Source organism: Suttonella indologenes (assembly GCF_900460215.1).
GTDB lineage: Bacteria > Pseudomonadota > Gammaproteobacteria > Cardiobacteriales > Cardiobacteriaceae > Suttonella > Suttonella indologenes.
On the sequence record NZ_UHIA01000004.1, the window covers coordinates 651356 to 664212 of the forward strand.

Genomic DNA, 12857 nt, shown 5'->3' on the forward strand with positions numbered 1-12857 from the left:
GAGGTGTTTATGTTAATTTTACTCTCAAATGACGACGGTTATTTAGCGCCCGGTTTGCAGGCTTTAGCATCGGCTTTGCGCAGCTATGCCGACCGCGTGCTGATTATGGCGCCTGATCGCAATATGAGCGGCGCCAGTCATTCTTTAACGCTCTCGCGCCCTTTGTCCGTGCAGGCGCACGGTAACGATGTCTTCAGCGTGGACGGCACGCCTTCCGACTGCGTGCATTTGGCATTAAACGGTTATTTTGAACATAAAGTCGATATGGTGGTTTCAGGCATCAACCGCGGGGCGAATTTAGGCGATGATGTGATGTATTCCGGCACGGTGGCGGCAGCTTATGAGGGGCGGAATTTGGGCTTTCCGGCGATGGCGGTGTCTAATGTTTCACATCGTTCTCAGCATTTTGCCGATTCTGCTTTGCTCGTTGTGGATTTGCTGAAACGTCTGCAAAAACATACCCTGCCGCAGGGAACGTTTTTAAACGTCAATATTCCGGATTTACCCTATGCGGAGATTAAGGGGTTTAAAACGACTGTTTTGGGGCGACGTTTGCCGGCGCAGCCCATACAACGCGTTAACAGTCCGCGCGGCGACGAATATTTATGGATCGGCGCTTTCGGCATGGCAGACGATGCGCAGGCGGATACGGATTTTGCCGCAGTGGCGCAAGGCTATGTATCGGTTACGCCCTTGCAATTTGATTTAACTCACTGCGCACAGCTTGCCGCTATTGAGCGCTGCTTAGCTTTGGATTAAGTAAAAAATGAAAATTTCTAATAGCTTACATTGTTTAATATTATCTTTGCCCTTATTGTGGCTGAGCGCCTGCTCTTCTTATCCGCACCGCCCCACCGCCGAGCAATTGCACGGCGAACGCGGCGCACTCAAGCCTAGCGGCGACTACATCGTACAAGCCGGCGATACCTTATTCGGCATTTCTTGGCGCTATGGCTTGGATATCAACGAACTGGCGCGTTGGAACCGCATTGCCGACAAAGACCGCATCTTAGCGGGACAGCGTTTGCGCCTAACGCCGCCAAGCGGCGTGACGCCGGCGAAAGTGATTGCGCCGACGGTAACCAGTGCCGGTTTGCCCGGCTGGACTTGGCCGACGCGCGGCGACGTGGTGCAGCAATATTCCGCCAATCAACCGGGACGGCAGGGCATACGCTTGCGCGGCCAACGTGGACAAGCCATTCATGCGGCGGCAGCCGGCGAAGTGGCTTATACCGGCACGGGCTTATCCGGCTTCGGGCGCATGGTCATCATCCGTCATCCCAACCGCGTTTTGTCCGCCTACGGTTATTTGGACAGTGTAAACGTCAGCGAAGGGCAGAAATTAAGCCGCGGACAGCAAATCGGCACCATGGGCATCGGCTCGCAAAATATGCCGACTCTGCATTTTGAAACCCGTAAACAGGGCAAGGCGGTCAATCCTTACGGCTACATCGGCACCACGCCGCGTTATTAGGAATATCCTATGCAATATCAATACACTGTCTTAGAAGAGGAAAGCGTTTACAGCGGTTTTTTCCACGTCAGCCGCTACGCGGTCGATATCGAATATTATGACGGCAGTCGCAGCGGTACACTCATCCGCGAATGTTTGGGCAAGAAAGGGCGGGTGGTTGCCGCCTTGCCCTATGATTTGGCACGCAAAGAATTCGTCTTGGTCGAGCAATTTCGCATCGGTGCCATGGCGGCGGGCGATCAGCCTTGGCAGAAAGAAGTGGTGGCGGGCTTTATGGACAAAGCCGGCGAAAGCCCTGAAACGGCTATGCAGCGCGAATTGGCGGAAGAGATCGGCACCACAGCCCAAGACTTAGAATTTGTTTATGAATATTACGGCAGTCCGGGCGGCAGCGCAGGGCGGACGCTTTTATATTTTGCCCGCATTGATGTCGATGAAACCGCCGCTTATACCGGTTTACGTGCCGAAGGTGAAGATATCCGTGTTGTGCGCCTATCCTTTGCCGAGGCTTATGTGCTGTTGCAATCGGGGCAGGCGGATAATTCCACCCTGCTCATCGCTTTGCAGGCCTTTGTTTTGAAATACTCGCAATATTTTATGTAAAAAGAGGTGGATAATGCCTTTACGCTATCCTTTTTTGCTGCTGGCTTTGCTGTCGGCACAGTGGGCGCAAGCCCTTGATTGTACAGATACGGCGACATTATTCGCCGCCGCTTATCAGCGCGATAACCATGTGATTGAAGCTTATCAAAGCGCGCAATGCCCCTTAGACATCAGCAATGAACGCGGCTTGGGTTTATATGATGTGGCGGCATTGACGGGCAATACATCATTACAAAGCTTATTAGAACAAGGTCATGCCGCGCAAAAAGGCAAATACAGCCCTGCCTTAATCCGCCTGATTCAGACCGGCATGCGCTATATCGACCATGATGCCGGCCCGATTGACGGCGTATTTAATCAAACGACCCAGCAAGCGGTCAAAGCCTATCAAAAAAGCTTGGGCATAAAGCAAAGCGGTAGTATTTCCGGCGATTGGCTGTCTGTTTTTTATGTGCAAATTACCAAGCAAGTACAAAGAGATTTGAACCGCTTAGGCTTTGGCGGCGGTGCGGCGGACGGCATCATCGGCGCGAATACGCAAAAAGCCATGCGCGCTTTCCGTACGCGCGAGAAATTGGACCATCCGGAATTCGGGCAAATCGATTATCAGCTGATGTATCAATTGATGATTGCCGATAATGAGCGCACCAAAGTAGCGATTGAGCAGCGCGAAAAAGAAGCGCTTGCCGCGCAGAAAGCCGCTTTGGCGGCGCAGGCAAAAGCCAAGCAGGAAGCGGAGAAACGCCGCCGCCAAGCGCAAGCTGCGGAAAAAGCGCGTCGCGAAGCGGAAGAAAAAGCCGCCGCATTGGCTGCCAAAGAAGCGGAAGCGGCGCGTCAGGCGCAATTGGCGCAGCAGCAGGCACAAGCTGCCGAACAAGTACGTCAGGCGGAATTAGCTAAACAAGCGGAGACGGCACGTCAAGCGCAATTATCGCAGCAGCAAGCTGCAGAAGCGGCAAAACGCGCCCAAGCGGCACAGCAAGCGGAAGCCGCTCGTCAGGCGCAATTGGCGCAGCAGCAGGCACAAGCTGCCGAACAACTACGTCAGGCGGAATTAGCTAAACAAGCGGAGGCGGCACGTCAAGCGCAATTAGCGCAGCAGCAAGCCGCAGAAGCGGCAAAACGCGCCCAAGCGGCACAGCAGGCGGAGGCCGCTCGTCAGGCACAATTAGCGCAGCAGCAAGAGGCGGCGCGTCAAGCGGAGATTGCACGGCAGCAAGCCGAAGCTGCGCGTTTGGCAAGCGAACGTGCCAAGCAGCAGGAAGCTGCCGCCAAAGCGCAGGTGGAGAAAGCGGCGGCAGAACGCCGTGCGCAGGAAGAGCGCGCCAAACAAGAGGCTTTGGCACGGCAAACGCGTCTGCAAAGCACTTCCACCGCGCCGACGGTCAGTGGTAATGCCACGGCAACCGCCATACGCAGCAGCATCAGCGGCGGCGTGCGCAAAGGCAATTTTGTTACCGTGAGCGGTACTTTGGTTTATACCGGCGGGGAAAACCATTGTCATATCAATGGGCAAAAACTGGATGCCGGCTGGTGTCGCACTTATTTCGCCACTGGCGCAAATAAGCAGTGCGATGCGGTCATCAGCAAAACCGGCACCGTCTTGAGTTTGCGTTGTAAATAACATGGCGGAAGATTTATATCATCAGCTCTTGCAACGCAACCGCGACTGGGTGCAGCGGCGTTTGCGCAAAGATCCTGATTATTTTACCAAACTGGCGGCGGGACAAAATCCGCAAGTCTTATGGATAGGCTGCGCGGACAGCCGCGTGCCGGAAAACCGCATTATCGACACCCAGCCCGGCGATGTGTTTGTGCATCGCAATATTGCCAATGTGGTGGTGCATACCGATACCAATTTGCTGAGCGTTTTAGACTATGCGGTCAATGCCTTAGCGGTGAAGCATATTATCGTTTGCGGGCATTACGGCTGCGGCGGCGTGCAGGCAGCAATGGTGCGCGAACCGGTGGGGCTTTTGGATAACTGGCTGCGCCATATCCAAGACGTGTACGACCGCTATCAGGAAGAGCTTGAGGCGATTGCCGATGAAAAGCAACGCGTGAACCGCTTGGTGGAACTGAATGTGGTCGAGCAGACCCATTCGGTGGCGCTGACTTCGATTGTGCAACGCGCTTGGCACCGCAAAATGCAATTGGCGGTGCATGGCTGGGTTTTTGATATGCACAGCGGGCGGATTATCGATACCAATTGTACTTTCAATGGTTTAGGGCAAGTACGCCGCGCCTACCGCATGAAATTTAGCTAGCATTTATTCTCTCAATCGATTGCCGGCATCAGGCAATCGATTCTCTTATTCATAAGACACATTTTCCTTAAATTTATTAAAGCAAGAGATGAGATATCTCACTGATGACAGTGAGATTATATTTTTTGTTTGGTAAAACTCATTAAAAATGGCTTTTGATTTAGTTTTTATTAAATAAACTTATTGCAAGAGTGATAAAAAACATCAAAAATCATGCCGAAAACAGTGTCTTATCTTCCATAATCCGCTATAATCCCCCGCCTTTGCCTGCCTGAAGGCGGAAAGTTTATCTATCTTATTTCAAAAGGAAAATTATTATCAATGTATCGTTTACTCGTAATTCAAAACGCTGAAGTGCAAACGCATGTATTGTCAGCTGAAACTCTGCGCTTACAAACGAAGGCTAATGTGCGTTATCAAATTCTCGATGAGGCAGGACAGCTGATTGCGCAGCCGCGCACTGAATTGCTAGGAAATGATCTTTTTGTTTTTATTGATGAAGATGCCGAAGCCGAATTGGTTTTAGAAAATTATTCGGACTATATCGTGATTGAAGATTGGCAGGATTTACAGCAATTGGAAAGTACTTTTGCCACCGTTCAAAGCGTCGAGTCCATGCTGGCTTCGCAAGTCTTACCTGCTCAAGCAGGTGTTTCGGCAGGTCTTGTGGCGGTACCGGCGGCATTAGGCGCGGTTGCCGCAGTCTCTTTAAGCAATGGCGGTCAATCCGATACTGCGGAAAAACCTGCACAGCCTAAAGCGGAAGAAGAACAACCTGCACAGCCTACAGCGGAAGAAGAAAAACCTGCGCAACCACAAGCGGAAGAAGAGCAACCTGTGCAACCACAAGCGGAAGAAGAAAAACCCGCGCAACCACAAGCGGAAGAAGAAAAACCTGCGCAGCCTAAAGCGGAAGAAGAGAAACCTGCGCAACCACAAGCGGAAGAAGAAAAACCCGCGCAACCACAAGCGGAAGAAGAAAAACCTGCACAACCACAAGCGGAAGAAGAAAAGCCTGCACAACCTACAGCGGAAGAAGAAAAACCTGCGCAACCACAAGCGGAAGAAGAAAAACCCGCGCAACCACAAGCGGAAGAAGAAAAACCCGCGCAACCACAAGCGGAAGAAGAAAAACCTGCGGAAAAACCTGCACAGCCGACAGCGGAAGAAGAGCAAGCGACTCAGCCGACAACGCAAGAGCAAACCCCGCCTCTTACGCCGCCGTCGCCGGCAAGCATTCGTATGGATAGCATTACCGACGATAATGTGATTAATCGGCAGGAAGCGGGTGAAGATATTGTTCTGAAAGGCAGTATTGCTTATGACAGCGGCAGCGATGTGCGCTTGAATCTTATGCTGGACGGCGAAACTTTTGCCGCGCAGATTAGCGGCAATCAATGGCAGGCGGTGGTTGCCGGTGCGAAATTGGCGCAGGCACAAGGCGATAATGTATTGCAATTGCAGGCGATAACGAGCAATGCCGCCGGTTCGGCAGAGGCGACGCAGACGGTTCATTATGCGGTGGATACCGTGATTACAGCGCCGCAGATTCTCATCAATCCGATTACGGGCGATGATGTCATCAGTTATCTGGAAAGCCAAAATCCGAAAACCCTGATTTCCGGTCAAGTGGAAAATGTTGAGGGTTCGGCGGCGAAAGTCGGCGACAGCGTGATTATCCGTTTAGGCACGACCCAACACAGCACGCAATTGATTGCAAAACAAGACGGCAGTTTAGGTTTTGAGATAGAAGTAGGGACTGTCGCCTTAATCAATCACAAAGACGATTTTATCCTGCAATTGAGTACGCAGGATGCGGCGCAGAATACGCATACGGCGCAAGTCTCGCATCAGTATCAAATCGATTTTTCCGACGGTAAAGTGATTAATGTCGATCATGTGACCGCAGATAATGTCTTGAACGATGCGGAAAGCAAAAGCACGGTCACTTTATCGGGCAATGTGGTGCTGGGCGAAACCGGCGATGAGCTGGTGTTCCTTTGCGCCTGTGAGGCTTGTTCGGGTGGTTGGAAGACGCTGGAGGGCGTGGCAAAGGTCGATGAGAACGGCAAATTCAGTCTGGACGTCAAAGGCGCGGATTTGTTGACGAATAATGCCGTGCCGACGATTAAGGCGGTGCTGAAAAATAATGAGGCGATTAGCAAGGAAAAAACCTATGCCATCGATACGGAACTGTCTCAGCCTGTTACCAGTATTGTGATTGCTGAAGATAATGTGATTAATTCAGTCGAAGCCGCCGGCGAGGTGGCGATTAAGGGGCAGTTGAGTGTAGATAATGATGTAGATTGGAACAGTGTTGCGGTGCGCGTCAAGGTCGGCGAAGAAGTCATGGCGGCTCAGGTGGATGCGGCAAGCCGCAGCTGGTCGCTCAATCTTGCCGCCAATAAACTCACGGCCTTAAGCAAGGCGGAAATCGGGGTCGAGGTTGCGGTCAAAGATGCGGCATTAAATGAGGCTTTTTATACGCATACGCAGACATTCGCCGTCATCGACAGCAATAGCAAACCGGTGATTCGCTTTAATGCGATTAGCGACGATAATCTGCTCAATGCGCAAGAAATCGCAGAGATATTGGGCATCAGCCAAACGGAATTGCAGGGCTATATCGGCAGTGATCAGCGTTTGAATTTGTCTAATTTCAGCGGCGATAAGATGATAACGATTAGCGGCGTCGTTGAAAACGGCGTGGCAGGGCAAGTGCTGCGGATTAAACAGACCCTTGCAGGCAATAAAACCCAAGATCATGAAGCCGTGATTCAAGCGGATTTGAGTTTCAGTTTTCAAGCTACAGCCGCTTCGGTATTTCATCAGCTTAACACTTTTGGCAGCGCTAACGGCAGCCGTCAATCGCGCTTTACGGCGGACTATAACGCCGATTACGGCGACGGCATCCATGTGGCGGCGGAACAGAGTATTTACCATCTTAACTGGAAAGCCAGCCTGCCGAAGTTCGACATTACTTTGCAAAGCATCGGCATTGATGGCTATTTAAATCAAAGTCATCAAGAGCAGGGCATGGTGGAAATCACGGCGTTGTATAGCAATGTGGTGAACGGCGATATCGGAACAGCCGTATTAAGCCTGAACGGTAAGACTTACAGTGCCGCCGATGCGATTGTCGGTCTCGAGCGGAAATTAGGCGCTTTATTCTATGTGCCTTTTGCGGAATTGGAAAAAGCCGCTGCCGCGGGCGTAAATACCTTAAGCGTGGAAGCTACGCGTTCCGATAATGTGGGCAATAGTTTGAGCAAGACCTCCAACAGCCAAAGTTTTGCGATTGAATTAAGCCCGCCGGCATTAGCTTTAAGCACGGAAGACATCAACGGCGGCAATGCGATTAATATTGCGCAGGCAGGCGAGAATCTCTTAATCAGCGGCAGCCTGAGCTATGACAGCGCGGCGGTGCGCAGCGGCACGGTAGAAGTCAGCGTGGAAATTCACGGTCAGCGCTATCAGGCGGTGGTAGATGAAAGCAGTCAAAGCTGGCAATTGATGCTCAATGCTGCCGATAATGCCAAGAATCCTTTGGCAAGCCGCCACGGCGAGCAAACGCTGAAAGTCTATGCAAAGGCGCTCGGTGTGAACGGCAATCTTGCCGAAGCCGAAAACAGCCTAGATTATGCAGTGGATTTGACCCCGCCGAAAACGCAATTGCAGTTGCAGACGATTGGCGATGTCTCTGCCGACAGCACAGATACGGTGCTGTTGACAGGGCAGGTGTCGGGCGAATTCCAGCCTAGCGATAAAGTTAGCATTCGGATTCATCAAGACACGTATCAAGTCGACATCAAAGACGGCGGTGCATTCAGCCTTGAAGTGGCGGCGAATGTCTTGGCGGGCAATCCTGATTTGACGGTAAGCGCCAGTATTGAAAGCCATGATGCGGCGGGCAACAGCCAGACCGTACAAAGCCAAGCGGCTTATCGGATCGTGAGCCAAAACCTTCACATTCAGCTGGATAATCTCACGCCGGATAATCTGCTTAATGTCAGCGAAGCGCAGGCGGCGACGACCAAAATCTCCGGTACGGTTTCAGGCGCGGATGCTGACGCTGTGAACAAGGTTAGTTTGCTGATTAATCAGCAATCCTTTGAAGCAGATGTGCAGGGCGGCAAATTTAGTCTGGACGTAAAAACGCAGGATTTGCTGAATAATCAAGACTACCGCATTGTTGCGCAGGCACGCAGCGGCAGCGCGCAGGCATCGGCGGCAAAAGTTTATGCCGTTGCGCCTGATGCGGCGGCATCCATCGATGTGACAAAGATTGGGGAAAACTTTTCCAGCACGGGCGCGCAAATGTTGCGCATGAATGGCGAAATTACGTATTCAGGCATTTATGCCCAAGGTAAAAACGCCATGTTTGTGCGCGAATTAGTGATTAAAGCAGGCGATAAAAGCTACAAAATCGGCTTGGATCATAGCGGCAAAACTTTCACATTTAATCTTTCCGCCGAAGATTTGAAAGCCCTAGACGGCAAAGCCATCAGTGTGGAATTCAACCGCGCGGCAAATTCGGCGGATGGAAATTATAAGAAAGCCTTTGAATTGGTCGACAATAAAGGCGTTCATTCCGCCAGAAAAGTGACGGTGGAAAATGTTGAGTATGAAAGCATTAATTTTAACAGTGCTTTTATCCAAACCGATGCGAACGGCGTGCAAACCTTTAATGCCAAAGCCTTGTTAGACAATACCCAGATTAGCGGGCAAACGACAGGGGCGAGCGTCGGCGATACGGTTGAGGTGCAAATCGGCGATAAGCATTTTAAAACCACCGTACAGGCGGATCATTCCTTCAGCCTTGAAGTGGCGCGCGATGTTTTGGCGCAGAATGATGAGAAATCGCTGACCGCCACTTTGCACAGCCATGACCGCGCCGGCAATGCCATCAGCGTGCAGGACACGGAAGCCTATCTCGGCTTTAAGACCTTGAGCGGCGATTTTGTGGCTAAGCATGGGAATATTAAGCAGGCGGAGCGTAAATTAGACCACACCGCAGCCGATTACAATTTCCCCTATTTTATCAATGCACAAGGCGTGAGCGGCAGCTACGGCTACAATACGAAAATCGCCGTCGGCGGCAATGAGCAGAGACATAAGATTTACTATTATTTCGTCACGGCGGAAGATGAGGCGACTTACGGCGTCAAACACGGCAATTTGTCGATTGCCGGCACGTATGAGCAACTCTCGCCGACTAATCAGGCGATTATGCGCGAATCCTTTGCGATGCTCAGCAGCTATTTGAACGTCGAATTTGTAGAAAGCAGCAGCTATATTCTGGATGGCTCGGGCATCAATGTGAGCATGGCGCAGCAGAATTCAAGTGCGATCGCTTGGGCGGTTAACGGCGGTTGGGTGTTCTGGAATAAGCCGATGAGCAAATTTGACGGCGCAGTAGCTTATTTTGGACTGCACGAAGTCGGACATTCTTTGACCATGAGTCATACTTTCGGGCATTCCAATGATTTTGCCAAGATGAAAGAAAAGTACGGTGTCGGCGCGGGCAGTTTGGAGGATCACGGCGAATTTTCTTATATGTCTTATTCTTACAATTATGATTTAGTGAAGAATGATTTGCGCATTTATCAGCTTGCCGGACTGCAGTACCGCTACGGCGTGAATCCGAATGCGCGTGCCGGCGATGATGTTTATACCTTCGGCACATACAATGTGCATAGCTCTGATGCGGGCGTCTATATCTGGGACGGCGCGGGCGTGGATACCTTCGACGCTTCGAATGAAGAGATGGCGGTGAACGTGAATTTAACCCCGGGTTCTTGGAGCTATCGCGGCGCCATTGCCAAAACCCTGACCATTAAGAACAAGGAAAGTTATACCCTGCGCGAATTCTTTGATTTGGCGGACGATGCTGCGGTTGCCAATAATAATGCCTTGGCTTCTTTCAACAGCTACACCGAAAACCAAGCCTTTATCGGCTTCGGCACGCAAATTGAAAACCTCATCGGCTCGGCGCACGACGATACCCTGACCGGCAATAAAGCCGATAATAATATCTACGGCGGCAAAGGCAGGGATACGATTAAAGGCGGCTTGGGTAATGATTATATCGACGGCGGCGAAGGTGCGGATATCATGCGCGGCGAGGGCGGCGACGATACCTATGTGGTCGATGATGGCGGTGATGAAGTGATTGAATTGGCGGATGAGGGCAAAGATAGCGTCTTAAGCCTGATTGATTACCGCCTGCCGGAGCATGTGGAAAACCTGACGCTCACCGGCACGATGGCTAAATCCGCTATCGGCAATGAATTGGATAATATCCTAATTGCCAATAATGTCGGCGCGCATTTGGAGGGTATGGACGGCAATGACCGCTTAATCGGCGGTTTGGGGGCGGATATCTTGGTCGGTGGCAACGGCGCGGATACCTTTGTTTTCCAAACGGCATTAAACGGCAAGGTCGATATCATCGAGGATTTCAATCCGAATGAAGACCGTATCGAATTATCCAAGCTGATTTTTACCGCATTGGCGAACATCACGCAGTCGGAATTTGAAGATTATATTCAATATGATAAAACAAGCGGAAAACTGACTTACGATAGCGACGGCAAGGGCATCACGGATGCGATTCATTTTGCCACCTTGAGTAATCCGCTTAACAGCCTGCAATACGAGCATTTCTCGATTGTTTAACCTATCCTGCGTAATTCTCCACCTATAATCTTTGATTTAGGTGGAGATGTAAGCAGTAAGCTCTAATCAGGGCGTTTTTGTTTTTCGATATATTGTCTGATGGCATCAACAATGCTAAATTTATACCCATATTTCAATCAGCTAACAAGCCATGCTCAAAGCTTATAAATACAGGATTTACCCAAACAGCGAACAAGCCTTGCTAATCGAAAAGCATTTTGGCTGTAGCCGTTTTGTGTTCAATTGGGCGTTAGCATTGCAAAATAGATATTACAAAATCTTTGGCAAGTCATTATCCCGTACTCAAATACAAAACCAATTAGTCAAGAAAAAGAAAACAAGCAAATTTGCATGGCTAAACGAAGTTAATAGCCAATCGCTACTTAATGCCTTGCTAAATGTGCATACCGCCTTTAGCAATTTCTTCAAAGGTCGTGCCAAGTTTCCACGCTTCAAATCTAAAAAAATTCCACAGCGTAGCTACCAATGTCCCCAACATTGCAGCGTAAACTTTGAACAAGGCATTATCAATCTACCCAAAATCAAAGGCATTAAAACCGTATTTAGCCGTGAATTTGAGGGCAGGGTTAAGACAGTAACGATTAGCAAAACCGCCACAGGCAAATACCATGCAAGCATTTTAGTTGAAAACAATGAAGTTGTACCAACACCTACCACAATAGAGCCTAGCCTAACTGTTGGTATTGACTTAGGTATCAGCCACTTACTTAACTTATCAGACGGCAGCAAGTTTGATAATCCAAAACATTTAGCCCATGCCAGTAAGCGACTGGCAGTACAACAAAAAATCTTTGCTCGCAAACAAAAACAAAGTAAAAACCATCAAAAACAAAAATTAGCCGTTGCTCGTATTCATGAAAAAGTACGCAACGGGCGCTTAGACTTACACCACAAAATCACGCATAGCCTTATCTGTGAAAACCAAGCTACCAGTTATGCACTTGAAGATTTAGCGGTGAAAAACATGGTAAAAAACCGTAAACTTGCCAAAGTTATTCATGATGTCGGTTGGGGGCAATTTGTTACCCTGCTTACCTACAAAGCAAATTGGTATGGTAAAAACATTCTAAAAGTCAATCGGTTCTTTGCCAGTAGTAAAATTTGTTCGCATTGTCATCACAAGCTAGATAATTTGCCATTATCTGTGAGAAATTGGACGTGTCCTAGCTGTCAAACACGCCATGACCGTGATGCCAATGCAGCAAGCAATATACGAAAGCAAGCCTTAGCTGATGCACTAGGACTTAGTGCTGTATAAAGAGTTCCCTCATGCCGATACTATTCAGCGATAGTGGCATGGCGAAAGGTAACAACTCAATCTAAGTTAGTTGTTATGGGTCGCAAGGATTCCCCCTACCATAACCGCTAGGTTTGGTGGTGGGAGTATGTCAAGTAAAGATGACTGTGCAAGAAAATTGCTTGACAGACATCGGCAAGTTCTGCATAATGCGCGGCTTCAAAACGCGCCCGTAGCTCAGCTGGATAGAGTACCTGGCTACGAACCAGGCGGTCGGAGGTTCGAATCCTTCCGGGCGCGCCAGATTGCCAAACCACTGCAATGCAGTGGTTTTTTATTGCCTAAGCTGAAATTTTCGCAGGAATTTCCAACGCGATAATCGGGAAAGTGGAAATTATAGTCAATTCAGCTCAAATAAAAACATAGTTTTTATAGTCTCTTAACTTCAAAATGAGATTATTCTAAGCGCTTCTCCTGACAAAATGTGTATCTCTAAGTCTCATTTTGAAGTTAAGGTACTATATATGTTAGCCCGCACAATAGTAAAGCTTGATATTTTTTAGGTGTGCAACTTTGT

7 protein-coding genes and 1 tRNA gene are annotated in these 12857 nt (G+C 49.6%); all 8 read left to right on the forward strand.

Annotation, left to right across the window (positions count from 1 at the left end; genetic code table 11):
- The first annotated feature begins 9 nt into the window (after positions 1–9).
- Entirely contained in the window at positions 10–759 is a 750-nt protein-coding gene (surE, locus tag DYC63_RS07235) for a 5'/3'-nucleotidase SurE (RefSeq protein ID WP_115218610.1), read from the forward strand.
- A 7-nt stretch (positions 760–766) separates the two neighbouring features.
- On the forward strand, positions 767–1474 hold the full coding sequence (locus DYC63_RS07240; protein ID WP_115218611.1) for a peptidoglycan DD-metalloendopeptidase family protein: 708 nt from the start codon (positions 767–769) through the stop codon (positions 1472–1474).
- A 9-nt stretch (positions 1475–1483) separates the two neighbouring features.
- Positions 1484–2077, forward strand: a complete 594-nt coding sequence (locus DYC63_RS07245; protein ID WP_115218612.1) for an NUDIX domain-containing protein — start codon at positions 1484–1486, stop codon at positions 2075–2077.
- Between the two features lie 13 nt (positions 2078–2090).
- Positions 2091–3701, forward strand: a complete 1611-nt coding sequence (locus DYC63_RS07250) for a peptidoglycan-binding domain-containing protein (RefSeq protein ID WP_115218613.1) — start codon at positions 2091–2093, stop codon at positions 3699–3701.
- 1 nt (position 3702) lies between these two features.
- Positions 3703–4344, forward strand: a complete 642-nt coding sequence (locus tag DYC63_RS07255) for a carbonic anhydrase (RefSeq protein ID WP_115218614.1) — start codon at positions 3703–3705, stop codon at positions 4342–4344.
- A gap of 321 nt (positions 4345–4665) precedes the next feature.
- The gene (locus DYC63_RS07260) at positions 4666–11022 is read left to right on the forward strand and encodes an Ig-like domain-containing protein (protein ID WP_115218615.1); all 6357 of its coding nucleotides are present in this window, start codon (positions 4666–4668) and stop codon (positions 11020–11022) included.
- 151 nt (positions 11023–11173) lie between these two features.
- Entirely contained in the window at positions 11174–12301 is a 1128-nt protein-coding gene (locus tag DYC63_RS07265; RefSeq protein WP_115218616.1) for an RNA-guided endonuclease TnpB family protein, read from the forward strand.
- Positions 12302–12506: 205 nt separating this feature from the next.
- Positions 12507–12583, forward strand: a tRNA-Arg gene (locus DYC63_RS07270).
- Positions 12584–12857 lie beyond the last annotated feature (274 nt).

Excerpts from the sequence above, each read along its gene's own strand:
- DYC63_RS07245 (WP_115218612.1), top strand. The coding sequence starts at position 1,484 with ATGCAATATCAATACACTGTCTTAGAAGAGGAAAGCGTTTACAGCGGT.
- DYC63_RS07240 (WP_115218611.1), top strand. The coding sequence starts at position 767 with ATGAAAATTTCTAATAGCTTACATTGTTTAATATTATCTTTGCCCTTA.
- DYC63_RS07260 (WP_115218615.1), top strand. The coding sequence starts at position 4,666 with ATGTATCGTTTACTCGTAATTCAAAACGCTGAAGTGCAAACGCATGTA.
- surE (WP_115218610.1), top strand. The coding sequence starts at position 10 with ATGTTAATTTTACTCTCAAATGACGACGGTTATTTAGCGCCCGGTTTG.
- DYC63_RS07265 (WP_115218616.1), top strand. The coding sequence starts at position 11,174 with ATGCTCAAAGCTTATAAATACAGGATTTACCCAAACAGCGAACAAGCC.
- DYC63_RS07255 (WP_115218614.1), top strand. The coding sequence starts at position 3,703 with ATGGCGGAAGATTTATATCATCAGCTCTTGCAACGCAACCGCGACTGG.
- DYC63_RS07250 (WP_115218613.1), top strand. The coding sequence starts at position 2,091 with ATGCCTTTACGCTATCCTTTTTTGCTGCTGGCTTTGCTGTCGGCACAG.